The sequence below is a fragment of the Aeromonas sp. R9-2 genome, assembly GCF_040908025.1.
Taxonomy (GTDB): domain Bacteria; phylum Pseudomonadota; class Gammaproteobacteria; order Enterobacterales; family Aeromonadaceae; genus Aeromonas; species Aeromonas veronii.
Genome location: NZ_JBFOCX010000021.1, coordinates 76,352 through 99,701 on the forward strand (window position 1 = coordinate 76,352; position 23,350 = coordinate 99,701).

The 23,350-nt window shown below is 59.5% G+C and carries 18 protein-coding genes; 8 read left to right on the top strand and 10 right to left on the bottom strand.

Annotated features, from left to right (window positions below; translation table 11 throughout):
* Positions 1–49: 49 nt before the first annotated feature.
* A complete protein-coding gene (tig, locus tag AB5Y71_RS08255) occupies positions 50–1,360 on the bottom strand; it encodes a trigger factor (RefSeq protein WP_005345092.1) in 1,311 nt (436 codons plus the stop codon).
* 441 nt (positions 1,361–1,801) lie between these two features.
* On the opposite strand from tig, the gene AB5Y71_RS08260 reads away from it, so the two are divergent.
* Together AB5Y71_RS08260 and yfbR are read left to right on the top strand one after the other, a co-directional pair.
* Positions 1,802–2,236 carry a YccF domain-containing protein gene (locus AB5Y71_RS08260; protein ID WP_323892466.1) on the top strand — a complete coding sequence of 145 codons (435 nt, stop codon included), beginning with the start codon at positions 1,802–1,804 and terminating at the stop codon, positions 2,234–2,236.
* 92 nt (positions 2,237–2,328) lie between these two features.
* Positions 2,329–2,931, top strand: a complete 603-nt coding sequence (gene yfbR, locus AB5Y71_RS08265; protein ID WP_368171369.1) for a 5'-deoxynucleotidase — start codon at positions 2,329–2,331, stop codon at positions 2,929–2,931.
* Positions 2,932–3,018: 87 nt separating this feature from the next.
* Here yfbR and lolE read toward each other — a convergent pair whose 3' ends face one another.
* The 3 genes from lolE to AB5Y71_RS08280 all read right to left on the bottom strand — a co-directional run bounded on the left by lolE (position 3,019) and on the right by AB5Y71_RS08280 (position 6,282).
* Complete coding sequence (gene lolE, locus AB5Y71_RS08270; RefSeq protein WP_368171370.1) at positions 3,019–4,260, bottom strand: lipoprotein-releasing ABC transporter permease subunit LolE; 1,242 nt, start codon at positions 4,258–4,260, stop codon at positions 3,019–3,021.
* Positions 4,260–4,958, bottom strand: coding sequence for a lipoprotein-releasing ABC transporter ATP-binding protein LolD (gene lolD / locus AB5Y71_RS08275; protein ID WP_236272764.1), 699 nt, complete (start codon positions 4,956–4,958; stop codon positions 4,260–4,262). The genes lolE and lolD overlap by 1 nt, the downstream gene beginning before the upstream one ends.
* Positions 4,959–5,046: 88 nt before the next feature.
* Complete coding sequence (locus tag AB5Y71_RS08280; RefSeq protein ID WP_368171371.1) at positions 5,047–6,282, bottom strand: lipoprotein-releasing ABC transporter permease subunit; 1,236 nt, start codon at positions 6,280–6,282, stop codon at positions 5,047–5,049.
* Between the two features lie 76 nt (positions 6,283–6,358).
* Between AB5Y71_RS08280 and AB5Y71_RS08285 the strand changes: the two genes are divergently transcribed.
* Positions 6,359–6,934, top strand: coding sequence for a hypothetical protein (locus AB5Y71_RS08285; RefSeq protein ID WP_005336991.1), 576 nt, complete (start codon positions 6,359–6,361; stop codon positions 6,932–6,934).
* Between the two features lie 55 nt (positions 6,935–6,989).
* Complete coding sequence (mfd, locus tag AB5Y71_RS08290; RefSeq protein WP_368171398.1) at positions 6,990–10,457, top strand: transcription-repair coupling factor; 3,468 nt, start codon at positions 6,990–6,992, stop codon at positions 10,455–10,457.
* Between the two features lie 100 nt (positions 10,458–10,557).
* Here the strand turns inward: mfd and fbp are convergent, their stop codons facing one another.
* Positions 10,558–11,592 (bottom strand): class 1 fructose-bisphosphatase, encoded by a 1,035-nt coding sequence (gene fbp, locus AB5Y71_RS08295; RefSeq protein ID WP_005336993.1) that lies wholly within the window; start codon positions 11,590–11,592, stop codon positions 10,558–10,560.
* A 382-nt stretch (positions 11,593–11,974) separates the two neighbouring features.
* On the opposite strand from fbp, the gene AB5Y71_RS08300 reads away from it, so the two are divergent.
* Positions 11,975–13,591 carry a peptide ABC transporter substrate-binding protein gene (locus AB5Y71_RS08300; RefSeq protein WP_064336240.1) on the top strand — a complete coding sequence of 539 codons (1,617 nt, stop codon included), beginning with the start codon at positions 11,975–11,977 and terminating at the stop codon, positions 13,589–13,591.
* Positions 13,592–13,694: 103 nt separating this feature from the next.
* On the opposite strand, the gene AB5Y71_RS08305 is transcribed toward AB5Y71_RS08300, so the two are convergent.
* The 3 genes from AB5Y71_RS08305 to sixA form a co-directional block, all read right to left on the bottom strand.
* On the bottom strand, positions 13,695–14,612 hold the full coding sequence (locus AB5Y71_RS08305) for a DMT family transporter (RefSeq protein ID WP_368171372.1): 918 nt from the start codon (positions 14,610–14,612) through the stop codon (positions 13,695–13,697).
* 164 nt (positions 14,613–14,776) lie between these two features.
* Positions 14,777–14,983 (bottom strand): DUF1107 domain-containing protein, encoded by a 207-nt coding sequence (locus AB5Y71_RS08310; protein WP_005336998.1) that lies wholly within the window; start codon positions 14,981–14,983, stop codon positions 14,777–14,779.
* 133 nt (positions 14,984–15,116) lie between these two features.
* Positions 15,117–15,584, bottom strand: a complete 468-nt coding sequence (sixA, locus tag AB5Y71_RS08315; RefSeq protein WP_021230584.1) for a phosphohistidine phosphatase SixA — start codon at positions 15,582–15,584, stop codon at positions 15,117–15,119.
* A 162-nt stretch (positions 15,585–15,746) separates the two neighbouring features.
* On the opposite strand from sixA, the gene AB5Y71_RS08320 reads away from it, so the two are divergent.
* Complete coding sequence (locus AB5Y71_RS08320; protein WP_244776581.1) at positions 15,747–18,533, top strand: insulinase family protein; 2,787 nt, start codon at positions 15,747–15,749, stop codon at positions 18,531–18,533.
* Between the two features lie 331 nt (positions 18,534–18,864).
* Here the strand turns inward: AB5Y71_RS08320 and AB5Y71_RS08325 are convergent, their stop codons facing one another.
* Entirely contained in the window at positions 18,865–19,512 is a 648-nt protein-coding gene (locus AB5Y71_RS08325) for a thiopurine S-methyltransferase (protein WP_368171373.1), read from the bottom strand.
* 283 nt (positions 19,513–19,795) lie between these two features.
* Entirely contained in the window at positions 19,796–21,166 is a 1,371-nt protein-coding gene (locus AB5Y71_RS08330) for a leucine-rich repeat-containing protein kinase family protein (RefSeq protein WP_368171374.1), read from the bottom strand.
* 310 nt (positions 21,167–21,476) lie between these two features.
* Here AB5Y71_RS08330 and AB5Y71_RS08335 point away from each other — a divergent pair, with 310 nt between their 5' ends.
* Together AB5Y71_RS08335 and AB5Y71_RS08340 are read left to right on the top strand one after the other, a co-directional pair.
* The gene (locus tag AB5Y71_RS08335) at positions 21,477–22,241 is read left to right on the top strand and encodes an SDR family oxidoreductase (protein WP_368171375.1); all 765 of its coding nucleotides are present in this window, start codon (positions 21,477–21,479) and stop codon (positions 22,239–22,241) included.
* Positions 22,242–22,292: 51 nt separating this feature from the next.
* A complete protein-coding gene (locus tag AB5Y71_RS08340) occupies positions 22,293–23,120 on the top strand; it encodes a methylated-DNA--[protein]-cysteine S-methyltransferase (RefSeq protein WP_323912087.1) in 828 nt (275 codons plus the stop codon).
* The last annotated feature ends 230 nt before the right edge of the window (positions 23,121–23,350 follow it).

Here is a 23,350-nt window from a genome sequence, read left to right on the forward strand (position 1 = left end):
ATCACACGAGCCATTATACTTAACAGTCTTGACCTTAAGTCAAATGTTCTTAGGCAGCGGCGCCAGACTTGTTGATCACTTCGTCAAAGGCAACTTCTTTTTCGGTCACTTGCGCTTTGGACAGGATCAGGTCGATGGCTTGATCTTCTACTGCCAGGTTACGAACGCCGTTCAGCATCTGTTCGTTCTTCTGGTAGTACTCGATCACTTCCTTCGGATCTTCGTAGGCAGTCGCCATGGACTCGATGATGCTGTTTACACGGGCATCGTCAGCCTTGATCTCGTTGGTGCGGATCACGTCACCCAGCAGCAGGCCTACGCGTACACGACGCTCGGCTTGAGCCTGGAACAGTTCAGCCGGCAGCTCGGGAGCGTTGCCGCCCTGGAAGCCACCGAAGCGCTGCAGAGCCTGCTGACGCAGTGCGTCGATCTCTTGAGCAACAGCTGCTTTCGGCAGGTCGATTTGGTTGGCTTCAACCAGACCGTTCAGAACCTGCTCTTTCACGCTGTTTTTCAGGGCTTGAGCCAGTTCGCGCTCCATGTTCTTGCGCACTTCGGCTTTCAGCTCTTCAACAGAACCGCTTTCGATACCGAAACGCTTCACGAACTCTTCGGTCAGCTCAGGCAGGATCTGCTCTTCAACCTTGATCAGCTTGGAAGCGAACTTGGCCTCTTTGCCTTTCAGGTTTTCAGCGTGGTAGTCAGCAGGGAAGGTCACTTCGATGGTGAACTCGTCGCCCGCTTTCTTGCCCAGGATGGCGTCTTCGAAGCCCGGGATCATGCGGCCAGCGCCCAGCACCAGGTTGAAGCCTTCAGCTTTGCCGCCGTCGAACTCTTCACCGTCGATGGAACCGACGAAGTCCATGGTCACACGCATGCCATTGGCAGCGGCAACATCGGCATCAGCCCAGGTAGCGTGCTGCTTGCGCAGGGTGTCGATCATGTTGGCCAGATCTTCATCCTTCACGGTAGCAACCGGCTTCTCGACCTTGATGGTCTCGAGACCTGCAACTTCGAACTCCGGATACACTTCGAAAGTGGCGGTGAATTCGAAATCCTGACCCTCTTTGATCTCTTTCGGATCCATGGTCGGGGCGCCGGCCGGGCTCAGTTTGTTTTCGATGATGGCTTTGATGAAGTTGCTCTGCATCATTTCATCAGCAACGCGGGCGTGAGCCATGGCGCCGAACATCTTCTTGATGATGGCAACCGGAGCCTTGCCAGGACGGAAACCGTCGATGCGACGAGTTTTGGCCAGGCCATTCAATTCTTTACGCACAGCGGCGTCTACGGTAGCGGCCGGTACAGTGATGGTAAGACGGCGTTCCAGACCCTGGGTTGTCTCTACAGAAACTTGCATTCTTCTACCTCGTTCAACTCAGCACTGTGTGCTGACCCTTTATTGCCCCTGGGCAAAGCCCGGAGTCTTCCTGTTTATAAAGACAACGATATGTCTTTGTGATGAGAAAATATGACGCGGCATTATAGCGGCGCACTTTGGTCGAGTCGAGCCACACATCCCCCACATTGAGCGGCGTGCAAGCACAATTCGTGCAAAACTGCCCTTTATATGGGGAGAGAGGTGCCCGACTTCAACTATCCGATGGCAATAATTTTGCGTTTGCTCACCTTTTTTCATCCGAACGCCGCTTTATTACCCATCTTTCGCCGAAAAACAGCCCGCCGTTGCGGGCGGCGACTCAATTTGACCAGCCAAATGGCGATTGGACCAATCAACCATTGCGTCCCTACCCCTCCCTCGTTATGGTGGCAACCAAATTGATGATCTGGAGTCACTCACATGGCCTTTTTCCGCTTCTTGTTCAATCTGCTCTGGTTTGTACTGGGAGGTGTCTTTATGGGCCTGGCCTGGTGGCTGGCCGGTCTTGTCTGCTTTATCTCGCTGGTCGGCATCCCCTGGGGACGTGCCTGCTTCGTGATCGGCACCTTTACCTTCTTCCCGTTTGGCAAGCAGGCGGTCAATCGCAAGACCATGACAGGCCAGAGCGATATCGGCACCGGTACTCTGGGGCTGATTGGCAATATCCTCTGGTTTGTGCTGATCGGTGTCTGGCTGGCCATCGGCCACATCGCTTCCGCGCTGGCCTGCTTCGTGACCATCGTCGGTATCCCGTTCGGTATCCAGCACCTCAAGCTGGCACTCATCAGTCTGGCGCCCATCGGCCAGATGATTGTGACCAACCAGGAAGCGGAATCGGGCCGCTATATCCGCTAACGGCGGGAAATGCGTGGGCAGACGCTGCCCTGCAACGAAAAAAAGGGCAGACTAGGGTCTGCCCTTTTCTATTCTCTTTTGTTGAGGCCGTCATGTTACCCAGCCACTTTTTCGCCAATCTCGCCCGTATGAAACTCATCTACCGCTGGCCCCTGATGCGCAACATCCAGCCGGAAAACATTGCCGAACACAGCCTGCAGGTGGCCATGGTGGCCCATGCCCTCGGCATCATCAAAAACCGGCTGTTTGGCGGCAGCGTGAATGCCGACCGCGCCGCCGTGATGGCGCTCTATCACGACAGCAGCGAGGTGCTGACCGGCGATCTGCCCACCCCGGTCAAATATTTCAACCCCGAAATCGCCCGCGAGTACAAAAAGATAGAGCTGGCCGCCGAGCAGCGTCTGCTCGGCATGCTGCCGCCGGAACTGGTGGAGGACTTTCGCCCCCTGCTCGACTCTCGCGTACAATCTGGCGCGCAGAATGAAGAACTGACCAAACTGGTGAAAGATGCCGACACCCTCTGCGCCTATACCAAGTGTCTGGAGGAGATCAACGCAGGCAACCGGGAGTTCGAACCGGCTCGCAAGCGCCTTGAAGCCATGCTGGCAGCCCGGATGAGCGATGAGATGCGCTACTTTATCGACACCTTCGTGGCCAGCTTCTCCCTGCCACTCGATGAGCTTAACGCGCACTAAGCCAGTCTACATGACCTGAAAACAGAAGGGCCCGCCGGTTTGCACCGGCGGGCCCTTCGTTCTTTATTGCGCATTAGATGCAACGCATCAGTGACCCAGCTCGCGGGACGGCACCAGACCGCTCGCCCGCCAGGCGGGATAGAGGGTCGCCACCAGACTCATCAGGATGGCCGCCCCCGTCACGATAAGCAGATCCTGCATATGCAACTCGGTCGGCAGGAAGTCGATAAAGTAGATATCCGGATTGAGGAAGCGGTGGCCGATGAGCTTTTCGACAACGCTCAGGATCTGGGTCAGCTTGCTCGAAAGCAGCCCGCCCAGCAGGGCACCGAGTAGGGCACCGGCCACGCCGTTGACCATCCCCTGAATGACGAAGGTAAGCCGGATCTGGCCGGGGCTCGCCCCCATGGTTTTCAGGATGGCAATCTCGCTGCGCTTCTCGTTCACCGCCATCACCAGAGTGGAGACGATATTGAAGCAGGCGACAGCCACCACCATCAGCATCACCACATACATGACGGTACGCACCATCTGGATGTCCTGATAGAGGTAGCCCTGGCTGTTCATCCAGCTGCGGATATAGACGTGATGAGGGAACTGCTGCGCGGCGGCTACGGTGATGGATTGCGCCTTGAGCACATCGCTCACCCGCAGACTGAAACCTTCCACATCGCTGCCCATACCGGTGATAGCTTGCGCATCAGCCAGATGCATAAAGCCGAGCAGGCCGTCGAGCTGACCGCCGATCTCCAGCAGCCCCACCACGGTCAGGGCTTCGCGGCGAGGATTCTTGATCCCCGCCTGATCGCCCCCTTGTGGCAACAACAAACCAAGAGTGTCACCCACCTTGACGCCCAGTTTGTCGGCAATGGTCTTGCCAAGGATCACCCCACGTTCACCCGGTTGCAGCTCACGCAGACCACGGCCCGTCATGTATTTGCCCGCATCCGACAGATTGGCTTCCAGATCGGGCAGCACGGCACGCAGTTGCACCCCCTTGAGGGCAGAGCCATGCTCCAGCAGGCCATTGAGGCGAATGACCGGGGCTGCCGCCTCAACGCCCGGCTGGGCCAGCAGGTAGTCGCGCAGACGGGGCCAATCCGGCAGCGGCCGCTCGACGGCGTCCAGCTCACCTTGCGGCACGACCGAGAGCACCCGATCTTTGAGCTCCCGCTCGAAACCGTTCATGGCGGAGAGGCCCAGGATCAGCGCCATCACCCCGAGGGCAATACCGATCAGGGAAGAGGCAGAGATAAAGGCGATAAACCCGTTGCGACGGCGGGAGCGGCTGTAACGCAGGCCCAGAAAGAGGGGCAGCGGTTTGAACATCAGGCAACCTCCGCCATCACGCCGCTCACCAGGGTCACCCGGCGATGGAGCTTGGCCGCGAGGCTCAAGTCGTGAGTCACTACCACAAACGCAGTGCCCAGTTCACGATTCAGTTCACATAGCAGTTCGTACACCGCCGTGGCACTGGCGTGATCCAGATTACCGGTGGGTTCGTCCGCCAATACCAGACTCGGTTCGTTGACCAGCGCCCGGGCAATCGCCACCCGCTGGCGTTCACCGCCGGAGAGCTCGGAAGGACGGTGATTCAAGCGATGGGAAAGCCCCACCCGCCCCAGCATCTTGGTTGCCTTTTCGGTGGCAATCGCCACCGACTCACCGGCGATCAGCAGCGGCATGGCTGCATTTTCCAACGCACTGAACTCGGAGAGCAGGTGGTGGAACTGGTAGACAAAGCCCAGCTCGCGGTTGCGAAAGCGAGCCTGGGTACGGCTGTCCCAGTGGTGGATATCCTCCCCCTTGAACAGCACGGCGCCGCTGGAGGGGTTGTCCAGCGCCCCCATCAGATGCAGCAGAGTGGTCTTGCCGGAGCCGGAGCTCCCCACCACCGCCAGCATTTCACCGGGTGCGACGCAGAGATCGATCCCCTTGAGCACCTGAGTCTCCAGCTCCCCCTCTTTATAGACATGGTTGAGCGCCTGGCAGCGCAGCAGAGGTTCACGGGATACGGCTTCATTCATAACAGGGGCTCCACTTGCCTCGGTAACAACGCTGGCACCCGCAACTACGGGGGCACCAGTCACAACAGAAGATGCATTATTCACGGCATTACTCATAACGCAGCGCCTCGGCCGGTTTCACCCGCGCAGCGTGGGCCGCCGGATAGAGGGTGGCACTGAAGCTCAGCAGCACGGCGCCCAGCAAAATGGTGATGACCTGAGCCGGCTCGACAATCACCGGCAAGCCACTGCCGCCCGCCGCCATATAGAGGTTGAGCCCCACTGCATTGAGCAGGGGGTTGAGACCCAAGGAGAGCGCAAGGCCTGCCAGTCCGCCAAACAGAGCGCCAATCACCCCGCTGGAGGCGCCGAGTACCATGAAGATTTTGACGATCCCCGATTCACTCATGCCCATGGTGCGCAGGATGGCCACTTCACCCTCCTTGTCCGTCACCACCATCACCAGCGCGGAGAGGATGTTGAAAGTAGCGACGGCGATGATCAGCACCAGCATCAGCCCCATCATCCGTTTTTCCATGGCGACCGCCTGGAACAGCTCGCCCCGCTCGCGGCGCCAATCCTGCCACAGCAGCCCATCCGGCAACGGCGTCTTGATCACCTCGTCAGCGGCAAAGGGATCATCGAGCCAGAGGCGAATGCCACCGACGGTTTCTGGCGTCAGACGCAGCAGCCGCTGGGCATCCCCCAAGGCGATCAGCGCAATCTGGTTATCCACATCGGCGCCGACCCCGAAGATGCCGGAGACGGTAAAGAGGCGCTGGGCCGGAACCCGGCCAAACGGGGTGAAGCGGGTCCCTTCGGTCAGGATCAGTCGAACCTGATCGCCGATGGAGACATTGAGGCGGCGTGCCACCCCCTGCCCCAGCACGATGCGGTAGTGACCGGCCTGCAGGGTATCGAGGCGCCCCCCCAGCATCTGGGAGTGCAGGATGTCATCCTTGGGCCACTTCGCAGGATCGATGCCCTGCACACTCACCCCGGTCAGCTGGCCGGGACTTTGCAGCATCCCTTCGCTGTCGAGCATGGGGGCCGAGGCAACCACATGGGGTAATTTGGCCAGATCCGGCAAGCCTTGCGGGTCGGCATCAATGCGGCCAGCCTGATTGGTCACCACCACATGGGGGATCACCCCGAGGATGCGCCCTTTGAGCTGCCCTTCGAAACCGTTCATCACCGAAATGACCACCATCAGGGCGGCGACCCCGATGGCGATGCCAAAGGTAGAGAACAGGGAGATAAATGAGACGAAGCGATTGCTGCGCTTCGAGCCTGCATAACGCAGGCCGATGGCCAGCGAAAGGGGCTGAAAAAGTCCGGTCTTCAAGGATATGTACGTTGCCAACAAAATAAGATACCGGATAATAAAGGGAAACCGTCCATGACAACAAGGGATAGCCTCCATGCAGGAACAGTTCTTCAGCGTCACTCATGCCACGCCGGTCAATGTGATCCCCATGCCGGCCGACTTCCACCTCCCCTCGCTGGAGGAGCTGGACGCTGAGCTGCCGGAGCCCTTTCGGATCTCTTCGGCCATTACCTCCATCGATCTGGTGACCACCCGCCTGCTGCGCAACCAGAACGAGTCGATGCACGACCTGATCGAGATCGTCAATCAGCAGTCCCGCAAGATCGACATGATCATGGGCTATGTGCTCTCCCTGCAGGACCATCCGGAGCAGCGCTTTCACACCCTGCGCTTCGGGGCTGGCCAGCTCACCTACCTGCACCCCTATCATGATCACGGGGCTGCGCCGCACCTGCACCAGATAGTGCGCCTCAAGATCTTCCTGCGGGAAGAGGCGGCCGCCATCTACTGCTATGGCCAGGTCAAACAGCTCGACGGCGGTGAACATGGCACCCATGTGCAGCTCGACTATGTGCGGATCCGCGAAGATGACCGTGAACTGCTGGTTCGTGCCAGCCTCCACGTGCAATCGAAGCAGCTCAAGCTGCGCGCCCAAGAACGTCAGCGCTAACCATAGCGAACGTCGCGATAGATAACGTCAACGTTAAAAGAATCGAATCATGCCAATGACACTCCCCGCCTTGCCCGCCAAAGCGGGCCAAAAGATCACGCTCGGCCAGCTGGTCGGCAGCAGCCTCTCGCTGATTGCAGCCCGTCTCACCAGTGAAGCCAAGGGGCCGGTACTGCTTATCACCGCCGATACCCCGAGCGCCTTGCGCCTTGAACAGGAGCTGCACTATTTGCTGGCAGACAAGCAGCTAGCCGATCAGCCCGCCCCCGTATTGCTGTTCCCCGATTGGGAGACCCTGCCCTACGACACCTTCTCTCCCCATCAGGACATCATCTCCCAGCGGCTCGAGACCCTCTACAAGCTGCCGCAGATGAGCAAGGGGGTATTGATTGTCCCCATCTCCACCCTGATGTTGCGCTGCGCCCCCCGGGTCTATCTCGACAAATACAGCCTGATGGTGAAGGCCGGTCAGCGCCTCAACCTGCAACAGCTGCGCGGGCGGCTGGCCGAGGCGGGTTACGTGGCGGTGGATAAGGTGTTGGAACATGGCGAATTTGCCGCTCGCGGCTCCCTGCTCGATCTCTTCCCCATGGGCAGTAGCAGCCCCTATCGCATCGACTTCTTCGACGATGAAGTGGACTCCATCCGCCCGTTCGATCCCGAAACCCAGCGTTCCAGCGAACCGGTCAAGACGGTCAGCCTGCTGCCCGCCCGGGAATACCCCACCGACGAGGCGGCCATCGAACTGTTTCGCGGCCAGTTCCGCGAGCAGTTCGAGCTGTCGCGGGCCGAGGGTTCCGTCTATCAGGAGGTGAGCAAGGGGCGCTGGCCCGCCGGCATCGAATACTATCTGCCGCTCTTCTTCAACCAGACCGCCAGCCTGTTTGACTACCTGCCGGAAGAGACCCTGCTGCTCACTGTGGGGGACATCTACCCCGCCGCTCAGCGTTTCTGGAACGATATCGGCCAGCGCTATGAAGACAGACGCTGGGACAACACGCGCCCACTGCTGCCACCGGCCCAGCTCTATCTGCCGGTGGAGCAGCTCTTTGCAGCCCTTGGCCAATATGGCGCGGTGCGGCTGCAAGAGGCCGCCACCGCGGGCGATGCCGGTCAGCACGATCTGCCCATCGAGGCGCTGCCCGACCTGCAACTCGATCACAGCAAGGAACAACCCCTGCTGGCGCTCAACCAGTTCCTGCAAGGCTTTGCCGGGCGCACCCTGTTTGCGGTGGAATCCGAGGGGCGACGGGAGGTACTCGGCGATCTGCTGGCGCGTATCTCGCTGCAACCCAAGGAGTTCCGCTCCCTCGACGCCTTTATGGCGAGCCCGGATCGCCACGGCCTGCTGGTTGCACCGCTTGAGCGTGGCTTCCTGTGGCAGGAGGCCGGTCAGGATCCATTGGCGCTGATCACCGAGACCGAACTGCTGGGCGGCAAGGTGCGCAGCAAACGGGCGCGAGAGAAGAGCAAAAACTTAAGCTCCGATGCGGTGATCAGAAACCTGGGCGAGCTGACCCAGGGTCAGCCGGTGGTCCATCTGGATCATGGGGTCGGCCGCTATCTGGGACTGGAAACCATCGACGCCGGTGGCCTGCCAACCGAGTTTTTGACCCTCGAATATGCTGGCGGCGACAAGCTGTTCGTGCCGGTTACCAGTTTGCACCTTATCAGCCGCTACACCGGTTCTGATAACCCGCCCAGCCACAAGCTCGGCGGTGAAGCCTGGAGCAAGGCGCGGCGCAAGGCGGCGGAGAAGGTGCGCGACGTGGCAGCCGAGTTGCTGGATGTCTACGCTCATCGCGCCGCTCGCGCCGGTTTTGCCTTCAAGCACGATAAAGAGGCCTATCGTCAGTTTGCCGCCAGCTTCCCGTTCGAGGAGACCGACGATCAGCTCAACGCCATCAATGCGGTGCTGGGGGACATGTGTCAGGCCAAGAGCATGGACCGACTGGTGTGCGGCGACGTGGGTTTCGGCAAGACCGAAGTGGCTATGCGGGCGGCGTTTGTGGCCGTGCATGGCGGCAAACAGGTCGCCGTGCTGGTGCCCACCACCCTGCTGGCGCAACAGCACTACGACAACTTCCGCGACCGCTTCGCCAACTGGCCGGTGCGGGTCGAGGTGCTGAGCCGCTTCCGCTCCGCCAAGGAGCAGAGCGCTGTGATGAAGGAATTGGCCGAAGGCAAGGTGGATATCATCATAGGCACCCACAAGCTGCTCGGCTCCGAACTCACCTTCAAGGATCTGGGACTGCTCATCGTCGATGAGGAGCACAGATTCGGGGTGCGCCAGAAGGAGAAGATCAAGGCATTGCGGGCCGATGTGGATATCCTCACTCTCACCGCTACCCCCATTCCGCGCACCCTCAACATGGCGATGTCCGGTATGCGGGATCTCTCCATCATCGCCACCCCGCCTGCCAAGCGACTCGCCATCAAGACCTTCGTACGTCAGCACGAACCGGCGGTGGTACGCGAGGCGGTACTGCGGGAATTGAAGCGTGGCGGTCAAGTTTACTATCTGCACAACGATGTCGAGAGCATCGAGAAGTGCGCAGCCGACCTGGCGGAGCTGGTGCCAGAGGCCCGCATCGGCATCGCCCACGGCCAGATGCGCGAGCGCGACCTTGAGCGGATCATGTCCGACTTCTACCACCAGCGCTTTAACCTGCTGGTCTGCACCACCATTATCGAGACCGGTATCGACGTACCGAGCGCCAACACCATCATCATGGATCGGGCGGATCACCTGGGTCTGGCCCAGCTGCACCAGCTGCGGGGTCGGGTTGGCCGCTCTCACCATCAGGCCTATGCCTACCTGCTCACCCCCCATCCCAAGCTGATGACCAAGGATGCGGCCAAGCGGCTCGAGGCGATCGCCTCGCTTGAAGATCTCGGCGCCGGTTTTGCGCTGGCGACCCACGATCTGGAGATCCGTGGCGCAGGCGAACTGCTCGGCGACGATCAGAGTGGCCAGATTGAATCGGTCGGCTTCACCCTCTATATGGAGATGTTGGAGCAGGCGGTCGAGGCGCTGAAAAATGGCAAGGAGCCCTCGCTGGAGCAGCTGATGAGCCAGCACACCGAGGTGGAACTGCGCCTGCCTGCACTGCTGCCGGATGACTACATCCCGGACGTCAATATGCGCCTCTCCATGTACAAGCGGATCGCCAGTGCGGTGGACGAGCAGGAGCTGCGCGAGCTAAAAGTGGAGCTGATCGACCGCTTTGGCCTCTTGCCGGAGGCAACCAAAACCCTGCTGGAGCTGGCCGCCTTCCGCCAGCGTGCCACCGCCCTTGGCATTCGCCGGGTGGAGATGAGCGAGCGTGGCGGCTATCTGGACTTCACCCAAGAGACCAAGGTCAATCCGGCCTATCTGGTCAAACTGCTCTCCAGCCAGCCACGGGTCTACAAGATGGACGGGCCGACCCGATTGCGTTTCCAGGTGCCGACTCAGGACAGAGCCATGCGCCTGAAACTGGTGGATGGTTTGCTGGCTGATCTGGCCAACAACAGCCTGTGAGTCTCTGCAACGCTGGCGTCGAGCCAGAGAGAGAATGCCAACTAAAACGGGAGCCAAATCGGCTCCCGTTTTTTATTTGCTATCTGACTACTGCGTACGTTCAGCCCTGGTTGGCTGGATCCTCATGGGCGGAGAACTCGCGCATAAAGGCCTCGGCGCGCTCCACCATCTTGGTCGAGCCAACAAAGTAAGGGGTACGCTGGTGCAGCGCGGTGGGCTGGATATCCATGATGCGGCCAAAGCCATCGGAGGCCTTGCCACCGGCCTGCTCCACCAGAAACGCCATGGGATTGCACTCATAGAGCAGGCGCAGCTTGCCGTTCGGCGAGTTGGTGCCGGACGGATAGATGTAGATGCCGCCCTTGAGCAGGTTGCGATGGAAATCAGAGACCAGGGAGCCGATATAGCGGGAGGTGTAGGGTCTGTGGGTCGCCTCATCGCGCTCCTGACAATATTTCAGGTACTTCTTCACCCCGTCCGGGAACTTGATGTAGTTGCCCTCGTTGATGGAGTAGATCTTGCCCTCTTCCGGAATGCGGATGTTCTCGTGGGAGAGGCAGAAGCAGCCGATGGAGGGGTCGTAGGTAAAGCCGTTGACGCCAAACCCTGTGGTGTAGACCAGCATGGTGGAGGAGCCGTAGACCACATAACCGGCGGCGACCTGACGGTTGCCCGGTTGCAGGAAGTCCTCCAGGGTCACCGGCGAACCCTGCGGGCTCAAACGGCGGTAGATGGAGAAGATGGTCCCGACCGAGACGTTGACGTCGATATTGGAAGAGCCATCGAGCGGGTCGATCAGCACCACATACTTGGAGTTTTTGGAGAGCGGCGAGTCAAAGGCGACGAAGTCCTCTTCCTCTTCCGAAGCCATGCCGCACACCTCGCCGCGCGCTTCCAGCGCCGCCTTGAAGCGTTCGTTGGCGTAGACATCCAGCTTCTGCTGCACCTCGCCCTGTACGTTTTCAGCGCCCATGGAACCGATGATATCCGCCAGTCCCGCCTTGTTGATCTCCCGGTTCACCACCTTGGCAGCAAGGCGGATCGAGCTGAGCAACGAGGTCAGCTCGCCGGTCGCGGTAGGATAATCCGCCTGCTTTTTGACGATGAACTCACCCATGGTGATCATGTTTCGCATTTTTGTTCCTTTAGATCGCATCCGTTGGCATTGAAAACGTTTGCAGGCATCGGCAAAAAAAATGCCGATCACCGGCGGCCTTGATTTGTAACCTAATGTAACGTCTGTTTTTTGTTTTTGCAGCGAATTAAGCGGCCTATTAAATAGGCTATTTCGCCTCACGTTATGGTAAAAGGCGCTTTTTATTCGGTTTCATTCGATAAGTTTCGGCCCCTTAATTCGTGGCAATAACCTGCGACAGGCCATGATCCGACTGGCCTTGGGCCATTAAAAATGGAGTCTGATGGGCCTGCTACTCCCTTAGCCATTGCCTCTTGAGATCCGATCGCCAATCCAGCACACTGATTTCGCTTTGGAAGCAAATAAAACTCAAGGATTATCAATGAACAAGACTCTCATTGCCGGCATGGTAGCCGGACTGTTTGCCCTTCCCGCCTGGGCTGCCCAGGTGCCTGCCGGTACCAAGCTGCTGCCGGATGCCCAACAAATCTACGTGACCAATATCGGCACCGAACCCACCACCATCGACCCCCAGCTGGTAGAAGAGACCGCCGGTAGTGCCATCGTCAACGATCTGTTTGAAGGGCTCTATGAGCTGGATAATACCGGCAAAATCAAACCAGCAGGCGCCGTCAGCTACGACGTCGACAAGACAGGTACCGTCTACACCTTCAAGCTGAGGCCCGAGGCCAAGTGGTCAAACGGTGAACCGGTCACCGCCGCCGATTATGTCTATGGCTGGCAACGGGCGGCCGATCCCAAGACGGCCTCCAACTACGCCTGGTTTATCGAGTTGACCGGAGTGGTCAATGCAAGCGAGGTGACCCAGGGCAAGAAGAGCCCGTCAGAGCTAGGGATCAAGGCGCTCGATGACCACACCCTGCAGGTCACCCTGAAAAATCCGGTCCCCTTCTTCCTGAAGACGCTGGCCCACTACACCACGTTCCCGGCCCCCAAGGCCACCATTGAAAAATTCGGCAAGGATTGGGTCAAACCGGGCAATATCGTCTCCAACGGTGCCTTTGTACTCAAGGAGTGGACACCCAACGAGCGGCTGAGTGCCGAGCGCAATACCCACTACTGGAACAACCAGCACACCGTCCTGAACAAGGTGATCTATCTGGAGATCGTCTCCGAAACCGCCGCCTACAACCGCTATCGCACCGGTGAACTGCACTACACCACTTATCCGCTGGAGCAGTACAAACAGCTCAAGAGCAAGAGCCCGGAAGAACTGGTCAGCGTCCCCACGCTGGCCAGCTATTACTATGTCTTCAATACCCAGCGCAAACCGTTCGATGACCCGAAAGTACGCAAGGCGCTCTCGCTCGCCATCGACCGGGAGACCATCACCGACAAGATCCTGGGACAAGGACAAATTGCCGCATATAGCTTCACGCCCCCCATTGTGGACGGTTTTGAATTGAAAAAACCGGCCAGCCAGCTGCAGAGTAAAGAGGAGCGGATCAAGCAAGCCAAAGCCCTGTTGGCCGAAGCGGGTTATGGTCCGGACAAGCCACTCACAGTGGACATTCTCTACAACACCAACGAGAGCCACAAAAAGATTGCGCTGGCCGTCTCCTCCATGTGGAAACACAACCTGGGGGTCACTGCCACCCTCAACAACATGGAGTGGAAGACCATGGTCTCGGCACTCAACGAGGGGGATTTTGGCGTTAGCCGCTATGGCTGGAACGGGGATTATAACGACGCCTCCACCTTCCTCGATATCATGACCTCCAGCAGCAGTGCCAACAGCGGCAAGTGGTTCAACAAGGAGTACGACGCCCTGCTGGCCAAGGCCCACGACTCGCTGGATCCCGCTGAACGCAATGCCCTGTATCAACAGGCAGAGGCACTCATTGATGCGGATGCCCCCATCGCCCCCATCTATTTCTCGGTCAAATCCAGGTTGCTCAAGCCTTTCGTGAAAGGCTACCCCCACCTTAACCCGCAGGATGTGGTCTACAGCAAGGAGCTCTATCTGGTTGCCCAATAACCGGCTAGGAAGATGTAACCATAAAAAAGCGCCTGCATTGCTGCAGGCGCTTTTCATTGGCAGCCAAGCGGGCCATTGGGCCTACTTACACCTTCACGCAAGATTACTCTTCGGGACAGGGTGCGAGCATCACCCGGCGGCGACCCATCACCACCGGACGCACCAGCAGCTGTGCCAGCAAGACACCCAGCAGGGTCAGACCGCCCCCGATCAGGTGATAGCTGGTCAGCCGCTCACCCAGCAGGGTGATGGCAAGGCCAGCCGTCATCACCGGTAGCAGGTTCATAAAGATGGCGGTACGGTTGGCGCCGAGCAGGGCGATACCCTGCATCCAGAGCCAGGGCGAGAGCGCCGAGGTGGGGATACCGGCATAGAGGATCAGCCACAGGGCCCGACCATCTGGCCACTGGCCATCCACCAGCAAAAAGAAGGGGGTCAGGATCACCACACTGCAGATCACCTGACCGTAGAGCAGCGACCAGTTGTCGAGCCCCAGATCCCACTTCTTGAGCAGCACACTGTAAAGGGCGTAAGTTCCCGCCGAAATCAGCATATAGACAGAGCCGATATGAATGCCTTGGGTAAACAGCCGGGTCGGATCCCCCTGCCCCAGCAAGATAGACAAGCCAAGGATGGAAAGCAGCGCCCCCAGTAAAGCGCCCCAGGTGGGCCGCTCGCGCAGCAGCCAGATGCTGAACAACACGGTCAACAGCGGCGTCAGACCCATCATCAACCCCATCTCGGTGGCTCCCAGGGTTTGCGCCGCGTAGTAACCAAAAGTCTGGTTGAGCACCATGCCCAGCGAGGCCAGCATGGCGATCTGCCAAAGGCCAGCGCGCAGACGGGCACGCGCACGCCATACCCGACGGGCCAGAAACGGACTTAATACCAGCGCAGCCACCACCCAGCGCGACCAGGCCAAGGCTGCGGGGGACAACACACCAACCGCCAGTTTGCTGACGATGCCATTGCCAGCCCAGATGGCAATGCAGGAGAAGGGAAACAGAAAGGCAAGGGGCATGAGAGGATCCAGACCGAAGAGACAACAGCGGGCCAGTATAGGGGGCGATGGGAGATAAACAAAGGTGTGGGCCTGAACAGCCACATGGTGAACGCCAGTAGCCAGAAACAAATATGCCCGCAAAAGTGCGGGCATATCAGTGCAGAAACAGGTTCAGAAGCGCATCACGCGGCATCCATGTGCAGTCTTGAGATCAGCTCGTTGACTTCGGTGACTGTCTGGCGGTGGGGAATATCCGCCGGATTCGGCATCAGCAACAAACCGGATTGGAAATCAAACCGCCCCCGACCATGGATGTAAATCCGACCTTTAAAGAAGGTTTTGACATGCTTTGCCACCATCAGTGGCAGGTACTTCTTGAACACTCTCATCGTTTGCAACCTCTTGCAGTTGTATCCGTATGACAGCAGCTTCTGCGAATTAATTCCGTAAATTATTTATAAAAATCCGGAAAACTCGCCCATCTCTTCCCAAAAAATTCAATCTATAACTTTTTATTAACTTTTAGCCTATTGTATGCGGCCCTTCGAGCCAGAGCAAGGCTCCTTTGCCATCGTGCCACTCGATACAAGCGATCCCCGAGGTGGCGAACATGGGTGCTCCTGCTGCCGGGCAGAGGCTTTGCACCAGATAACCCACCAGCGGCAGATGGCTGACCATCAGGATCTGGTCATGTTGTTCAGCCAGAGTGGTGAGGTAGCTGGCCACGAAAGCGGGATCACCGTACGGGGTAATGTCGCCACTCTCTTCAACGGCTGCTGCGTCAGGCAATTCACTGCATATGGCTTGCCAGGTCTGGCGTGCCCGCAGATAGTTGCTGTGGATCACCCGATCCAGCGGGCCAATCAGCTGAGGCGCCAGCCAGCGGGCCATCTGGATAGACTCTTCAATACCCTGCTCGGTCAATGGACGCTGTTCATCTGTTTTCGCATTCATGCCAGCCTGGCCATGACGCATGATATAGATCTTCATTACAACCTCGCCCAACGGGCCTGTTTTGATAGCCGGGGGATCTTACCCCGCCACGGGTGTGGAAACAATTGCGCTACCTCTCAGAAAAGGGTTTGCCTGACGGGATAGCGGGGTCGATAATCATGTTTAAATTCAAATAAATCCAACGTGAGTCACACGCCAATGAGCCCATATGCCAGTCCCAATGACCATCGGCAATACCATTTTCTGGAGCTGGCCAACCGGCTCAGGGTCTTGTTGATTTGTGATCCCGACACCGACAAATCCGCCGCCTCGCTGGCGGTCAATACCGGCCATTTTGACGATCCCGCCGACCGGCAGGGAATGGCCCATTTTCTGGAGCACATGCTGTTTCTCGGCACCTGCACCTACCCCAAGCCTGGTGAGTACCAGCAATTTATGAGCCGTCATGGCGGCAGCAACAACGCCTGGACCGGTACCGAGTTCACCAACTTCTTCTTCGAGATCGATAACGGCTTCTTCGAAGCAGGGCTGGATCGCTTCTCCCAGTTCTTTATCTGTCCCACCTTTGATCCGGAGTGGGTGGACAAGGAGCGCAACGCGGTCGACTCCGAGTATCGCCTCAAGCTGCAGGACGACATGCGCCGCAGCTATCAGGTGCATAAAGAGACGGTCAACCCGGCGCACCCCTTCTCCAAGTTTTCGGTGGGCAACCTCGATACCCTGGCCGATCTGCCGGGACGGGATCTGCGCTCCGACCTTATCCGTTTTTACGAAAGCCACTACAGCGCGGATCGCATGGCGCTGGTGATGATCTCGCCGGAATCCATCGATACCCAGTTGCAGTGGTGCTGTCGCTACTTTGCTCCCATTTTGAATCGCAATTTGGGAACCCCGACCCTCACCATGCCACTCTACCGGCTCGATGATCTCGGCGTGCGCATCCACATCAATCCGGTCAAGGAGACCCGCAAGCTGTCGCTCTGCTTCCCCCTGCCCAATGTGGACGAGTTTTACGACAAAAAGCCCCTCACCTTCCTGAGCCATCTGATTGGTTATGAGGGGGATGGCAGCCTGCTCTCCCTGCTCAAGGCGAAAGGCTGGGTCAATCAGCTCTCGGCGGGCGGTGGCATAAGCGGCGCCAACTTCAAGGATTTTGGCGTCAACTTCGGCCTCACACCTCTGGGCCTTGAGCATGTGGACGACATCCTCGCCGCCCTGTTTGGCTATCTGAAACTGATTGGCCGCGAAGGGCTGCAGAGCTGGCGCTATGACGAAAAACAGACCGTGCTCGAATCGGCGTTCCGTTTTCAGGAGCGCGGCCGCCCCCTCGATACGGTGTCGGGGTTGGTGCTCAACCTCTTTAGCTACCAGCCTGAGGATCTGCTCTACGGCGACTACATGATGCGCGAATATGACGAGGGGCTGATCCGCCGCTTCCTCGCCAAGCTCACTCCGCACAATTTGCGTATCACCATCACTGCGCCGGAAGTGGCGACCGATCGGCTGGCCCGCTGGTATCAGACCCCCTACAGCGTGGCGACCATTACCGAGGCCGAGAAAATTCGCTGGCAGCAGAGCGAGCCGGATCCGGCGCTGGCGCTGCCCAAGCCCAACCCCTTTATCAGCAGCCGACTCGATCCGCGCACGCCAGAGCTTGCCGCCGACATGCCCGCCAGCCTGATCGATCGCCCCGGTTTTCGCCTCTGGCACCTCCATGAGCACCTGTTCAGCGTGCCCAAGGGCAATCTCTATATCTCCATCGATAGCGAACATGCGGTCAAAAATCCGCGCAATATCGCCATGGCGCGCCTCGCCGTGGAGCTGTTGGCCGACCACCTCAACGCCCTCACCTATCCGGCGGAGCTGGCGGGGCTTGGCTACCAGATCTATGCCCATCAGGGGGGCTTTACCATCAACCTGAGCGGCTTTGCCGACAAGCAGCCGCTGCTGCTCGACATGATCCTCGGCAACCGCACCCTGGGGTATCCGGATCCGGGCCGCTTCGCCGAGATCAAGGAGCAGCTCATCCGCAACTGGGACAACCAGTCCAAGGCGCGCCCCATCTCCCAGCTCTTTAACCAGCTCACCAGCCTGTTGCAGCCGAACAACCCGCCGTTCGAGCAGTTGCTGCGCCACCTGCGCACCGTCGAGCTGGAGGAGATGCCCGGCTTCGTGGCCCAGCTGTTTGGCGAGGTGCATGTCGAGGCACTGGTGCATGGCGACTGGACTGCTGCCGAAGCGCTGGAGCTGGCCGCCCTGATGGAGCGTCACCTGAGCGACATCAATGGCACCAGCAGCAAGCCGAGCGGCGAGACTCGTCGTCCGCTCATCTCCATTCAGGACAGAGGCACCCTTATTCGCGAACAGGGTTGCGATCACGAAGACTCAGCGCTCCTGGTCTACTACCAGTCCCGTACCACCCGGGCGCGGGATCTCGCCTGCTTCACTCTGGCGAACCACATCATGTCCTCCACCTTCTTCCACGAGCTGCGTACCCGCCAGCAACTGGGGTATGTGGTGGGCGCCGGCAACCTGCCCCTCAATCGCCATCCGGGCCTGATCTTCTATATCCAGTCGCCGGTGGCGGGGCCGCAGATCCTGCTCGATGCGGTGGAGGAGTTTATCGACCTCTTCCCGCTCGCCATGCTCGAATTTACCGAGCAGCAGTGGCAAGAGAGCAAGGCGGGACTGCAAGCCCAGCTGAGCGAGCGGGATGCCAACCTGCGCAGTCGCGGCCAGCGGCTGTGGGTCAGCATCGGCAACAAGGATCTGGGGTTCGATCAGCGGGAGCGGGTCTGCAACGAGGTGGGCAAGTTGAGTCGCGCCGATCTGGTGCGCTTTATCACCCAGCTGCGATCGCGCACCTCCGATCGACTGATCCTCTGCAGCTATGGTCAGGGGCACGAACATGACGAGCGGATCACCGGCCAGTTTATTGACGATCCACGGGCATTTCGGCTCAATGCCGCCACCTTCGAGGCCTGATCAGGCCTCGCACTCCCCCGTTTTTCCTGCCCACGGCATATCGCAGGCAATAAAAAGCCGACCCATCTGGGTCGGCTGGAAAAACCATAACAATTGCGACCAAAGCCGCCAAAAGTGAACATGAGCGTGAAAATCAGACACTGAGTTGCTGATCAGCAAGCGGGAAAGACCCGATACTCGCTTTGCAATGCCAACAGTGATTGAGAAACAGCCTCATATTAGGCACTCCCCCCGTCAGTCACGTTGATCTACGTCAAAGGAGGTAGCGAAGAGCGCGTAGCCCGACGATTTGTCGGCGCAGATCACCCTTTGCCCGCCCGTTAGCTGCCCGTTAACCCCGGCGAACCAGCCGGTAGGCTACCTCATCGAAGTAGGAGAGCTGACCCGACAGCACCCGCGGGTGATCCACTTCGGCGGCGCGCCCCAGCACCTCGATACGAAAGTCCCGTTCGAACAGGGCTCGCACCTCCATCTCCCCCACCGAGAAGGGGGGCTGACTCTGCTGCTCCGGCTGATATTCAAGGGTCACCAGCAGGATCTGGCCACCGGTCTCGACCAGCGAACTGATCAGGGCTGCATACTGGCGGCGCATCGCGGTCGGCAGGGCGATCAGCGCCGCGCGGTCATAGACCAGCTGGTAACGGCGACCCAGACTGGGGGCGGCGAAAAAATCCCCCTGGAAAATGCGCAGGCTGTCCACCTGATGGCACTGATAAGGGCCCACTTCGCTCATGGTCGCGGCGAGCTTGTTTTCACTGAAGAACTGGCTGACGGCAAGGCTCGATAACTCGAAACCGTCGACCGGATGGCCCTGAGCACTCAGCCAGAGCATGTCGCGGGACTTGCCGCACAGGGGAACCAGCACCGGCTCGTCCGCTTGCTGGGCTGACCACCAGGATTGCAGCCAGTGGTTGAAGTCCGCCTGATGAAAGCCAATCCGGTTCTCTTCCCAACGCTGATGCCAAAACGCAGCTTCCATCGTTATTACCCTTCTGTACTAAAGATGCCTCAATATCACAACTTAACCGGCACCACGCAACCCTCTGCCCTTCCCTTTTTGCCGCGCAGCCTCTGCGTGTTATCGGACGAATGGCTGGACGTCATCTTGCCGTGCGCTTCACTGTCGCAATGAGCGCTATTGGGTACGTTTATAACGGGCAGAGGTATACCAACCCATGCAAAAACGTCATGGGTGTATGGCGATGAAGGAATGAAAGGAATGACGTTGGCAGGCCAAAACGTGCCTGCCAACGCCAGAAAGATCACGACAGCGTGGCGCGAGCGGCCGCCAGCTGGCGCTCGATATAAGCAAAATCGGGACGATCGGCGGGGAGCTCCGAGAGACAGGCCGCTTTTAGTTGATGCAACCCATCGAGCGGTGAGTCTTGCGTATCGCAATGGGCCAGCAGCTCCTCCAGCAGGCAGCCAAAAGCGCGCACTTCCAGTCGTTCAAGGCCCAGCGCCCGCTCGCGGTCGCTGCGGTCATATAAGGAAGCGGCGCCAAAATCCCCCAGCAGGGCGCGAGCCGGTGCGTCAGAACCACGGGCAAAAAGAATATTGTGACCGTAGAGGTCCCCGTGCATGATGCCCGCGCGGTGCAGATGGCCCGCCACCGAGGCGATGCCGTGGGCCATCGCCAGCGCATCTGGCACACTCAGGCGCAGCCTCTCGGGATAGACATCCCGGGTGCAGGAGTCCAGGCTCGGCGGCCCGGCCAGATTGGCAAAGGCCGGGTCGATCAGCTCCATCACCAGCGCCGGAATGCCGGAGGGGTGATCCGCCACCTTGCCCATCACCTTGATAAGGTTGGGATGAGTGCCCGCCGCCAGCGATGCCGCCATCTCGCAGCGAGGCAGCCCGTCGCTGGTCACCGCCCCCTTGAACAGCTTGACCGCCACCTGACTGCCATCGCCTCTATCGCTCGCCTGAGTCACTTCATCAGCAGGATTACCCACAAGGGTGGCGCGATGGATAACGCCGGATGCTCCCTGCCCCAGCAGCTCGCCCAGCGCCAGCGTCTCCCAGGCAATCGGCGTGACATGGGCATCATCGATGGCCCGCGCCTCCTCCCCTTCGCTAAAGGGGTTGCCGGAGTAGGCAAGCCATGAAAGGCGAGGCAGCGAGAGCAGCCACTCGGGGAAGCGTTCGATGCGGTTGGCGGCGATGCGAAGCAGTTCCAGATTGCGGCAGTTGGCAAGGCTGGCCGGCAGCTCGCGCAGGCGGTTGCCCGCCAGCATCAGCTTTTGCAGAGCGTCGCACTGGCCCAGCTCATCAGGCAACTGTTCCACCGCGTTGTCGGTCAGGATCAACCAGCGCAACCCCGCAGGCAGCGCCTTGGCCGAGACGGTAGCAATCCGGTTGGCCTTAAAGCCCACCATGGTGAGCGCCGGGCAGCGCCCCAGCACCTCGGGCAGCTCGGTAAAGCGGTTCTCGGAGCAGAAGATAATGCGCAGTTTGCCAAACCCGGCCAGCTCGTCAGGGAGTGCGCTTAGCTGGTTACCGGTGAGATCCAGCACCTCCAGCGTCTCTTTCAGGCTCAAAATCTCGCTGGGGAACTCCGTCAGGTTTTCACAAAGCTTCAGATGGCGGGCACCGCACAGTTCACCTGCGCGCAGCTGTTCCAGAGTATGCATAACCGTTTCTCAATCCTGATGATCTGCCTGATGGCACAGCGACCATCAACGCGCGCCGAACTCGGGTCCGGCGATTTTAAAGGGGGGCATTATAAAGAATTCGGGGCTCAGTTCTCCCCTTTTGTTGCCGCAAAGGACTGTTTCGACATGTAGCAAAACGAGTTGGAGAGAAAGAGAGCAAGATTCGGGTCGTCCCGGCGAGGAGTGGTTGCCATAGTGGGGACCAAACCCAAGTCGGTTGGAACCTCCAACCCACAGCCAACCCTGTGCACCACTGTTTGGCGCACAACACACCTGCGAGGGAACTGCCATGTCATTACTGTCCAACAAGGTAGCCATCATCACCGGCGCCAGCTCCGGCATAGGCCGCGCCAGCGCCATCCTGTTTGCCCGCGAAGGGGCCAGCGTCGTCGTCGGCGCCCGCCGCCAGCCCGAACTGGATCTGCTGGTGGAGGAGATCCGCCACGAGGGGGGCCAGACGGTGAGTCTGGCGGGAGATGTGAAAAGCGAGACTTACGCCCGCGATCTGGTGGAGCTCGCGCTAACCCGTTTCGGGGGGCTCGATATCGCCTTCAACAACGCCGGTACCACAGGCACGCCGGGCAGCGTAAAGGAGCTTGAGCTGACGCAGTGGCAGGAAACGCTGGATACCAACCTCACCAGCGCCTTTGTGGGTGCCAAGTATCAGATCCCCGCCATGCAGGCGCGCGGCGGCGGTTCGCTTATCTTTACCTCCACCTTTGTCGGCCATACCCTGGGGCTGCCCGGCATGGCGGCCTATGCGGCGAGCAAGGCGGGCCTCATCGGTCTGACCCGGGTGCTGGCTGCCGAGTATGGGGCACAAGGGATTCGGGTCAACGCCCTGCTGCCGGGGGGCACCGACACCCCCATGGGACGGGCCTTTACCGATACGCCGGAGAGTCTCGCCTTTGTGCAGAATATGCATGCCCTCAAACGGCTGGCCCAACCGGAGGAGATCGCCCGCTCGGCCCTTTATCTCGCGTCCGATGCATCCAGCTTTACCACCGGCATTGCCCTGCTGGCCGATGGTGGGGTATCAATTTGTCGTACATGACCTTGTCGCCCCCAAGATCCTGTGACCGAAACCTTATCGTGAGAGCGCCTTATGTCTGATTACGCCCGCATCGCCGATGCCATCCGTTTTATCGCAAGTCAGGTGGAGCGCCAGCCCACTCTGGACGAGATAGCGGCGCACGTTCACTTAAGTCCCTTTCACTTCCAGCGGCTGTTCAGCCGCTGGGCCGGAGTGACGCCCAAACGCTATCTGCAGGTGCTGACCCTGGAGCGGGCCAAGGCACTGCTGCAGGAGTCGCGCCCCCTGCTGGAGGTGGCCGATACCCTGGGCCTTAGCAGCGGCTCGCGGCTCTACGATCACTTCGTGCAACTCGAAGCGGTGACGCCGGGCGAGTACAAGCAGCGCGGGGCCGGGCTGGTTATCGATCACGGGGTGCATGACACGCCCTTCGGTCAGGCATTCGTCGCCCTGACCCCGCGGGGGGTGTGCAACTTTTCGTTTCTCGATGAAAAGGCCCCAGAGGCGCCACTGACCACCCTCGCCCGCAGCTGGCCTGAGGCAAGGCTGCAAGAAGCGCCATCACGCACCCAGAACGTCATCAACACCATGTTCGATGGCAGCAAGGCGCCGGATCGCCCCATCTCCTTGCACGTGAGCGGTACCAACTTTCAGATCAGCGTCTGGCGGGCGCTGCTGCAGATCCCGCCCGCCAAGGTGGTGAGCTACGCCCAAGTGGCGAGCGCCGTCGGCAACCCCAAGGCCGCCCGCGCCGTGGGGTTGGCGGTGGGCGCCAACCCCGTCGCCTTGATGATCCCCTGCCACAGAGTCATTCAGCAAAACGGCAAGCTCGGCGGCTATCACTGGGGCGAGACCCGTAAACAGGCGATACACACCTGGGAAGCGGCGAGGTATGAGTGAAAGTGGCTTTCTCCGCTCGGCCTGATGAGGAAAACAGGCATCTTGGTAGTGAGTCAGCAGACTATCAGGCAGCACCCGACAGCGTGTGGCGATATAAAGCGAGGAGATCAGAAGAATCGGGGCGCAAATCGCCCCTTTTGTTAGACATGGTGCCTAGCCACCCCACCCCAGCGGATTTACGAAAAGACGTAGGGTGCAATAAGCGCAACGCATTGCACCATTTGCCGAGC

Bases quoted from the DNA above. Each gene is read 5' to 3' on its own strand.
- tig (WP_005345092.1), bottom strand. From the start codon at position 1,360: ATGCAAGTTTCTGTAGAGACAACCCAGGGTCTGGAACGCCGTCTTACC.
- AB5Y71_RS08260 (WP_323892466.1), top strand. From the start codon at position 1,802: ATGGCCTTTTTCCGCTTCTTGTTCAATCTGCTCTGGTTTGTACTGGGA.
- yfbR (WP_368171369.1), top strand. From the start codon at position 2,329: ATGTTACCCAGCCACTTTTTCGCCAATCTCGCCCGTATGAAACTCATC.
- lolE (WP_368171370.1), bottom strand. From the start codon at position 4,260: ATGTTCAAACCGCTGCCCCTCTTTCTGGGCCTGCGTTACAGCCGCTCC.
- lolD (WP_236272764.1), bottom strand. From the start codon at position 4,958: ATGAATGAAGCCGTATCCCGTGAACCTCTGCTGCGCTGCCAGGCGCTC.
- AB5Y71_RS08285 (WP_005336991.1), top strand. From the start codon at position 6,359: ATGCAGGAACAGTTCTTCAGCGTCACTCATGCCACGCCGGTCAATGTG.
- mfd (WP_368171398.1), top strand. From the start codon at position 6,990: ATGACACTCCCCGCCTTGCCCGCCAAAGCGGGCCAAAAGATCACGCTC.
- fbp (WP_005336993.1), bottom strand. From the start codon at position 11,592: ATGCGAAACATGATCACCATGGGTGAGTTCATCGTCAAAAAGCAGGCG.
- AB5Y71_RS08300 (WP_064336240.1), top strand. From the start codon at position 11,975: ATGAACAAGACTCTCATTGCCGGCATGGTAGCCGGACTGTTTGCCCTT.
- AB5Y71_RS08305 (WP_368171372.1), bottom strand. From the start codon at position 14,612: ATGCCCCTTGCCTTTCTGTTTCCCTTCTCCTGCATTGCCATCTGGGCT.
- AB5Y71_RS08310 (WP_005336998.1), bottom strand. From the start codon at position 14,983: ATGAGAGTGTTCAAGAAGTACCTGCCACTGATGGTGGCAAAGCATGTC.
- sixA (WP_021230584.1), bottom strand. From the start codon at position 15,584: ATGAAGATCTATATCATGCGTCATGGCCAGGCTGGCATGAATGCGAAA.
- AB5Y71_RS08320 (WP_244776581.1), top strand. From the start codon at position 15,747: ATGAGCCCATATGCCAGTCCCAATGACCATCGGCAATACCATTTTCTG.
- AB5Y71_RS08325 (WP_368171373.1), bottom strand. From the start codon at position 19,512: ATGGAAGCTGCGTTTTGGCATCAGCGTTGGGAAGAGAACCGGATTGGC.
- AB5Y71_RS08330 (WP_368171374.1), bottom strand. From the start codon at position 21,166: ATGCATACTCTGGAACAGCTGCGCGCAGGTGAACTGTGCGGTGCCCGC.
- AB5Y71_RS08335 (WP_368171375.1), top strand. From the start codon at position 21,477: ATGTCATTACTGTCCAACAAGGTAGCCATCATCACCGGCGCCAGCTCC.
- AB5Y71_RS08340 (WP_323912087.1), top strand. From the start codon at position 22,293: ATGTCTGATTACGCCCGCATCGCCGATGCCATCCGTTTTATCGCAAGT.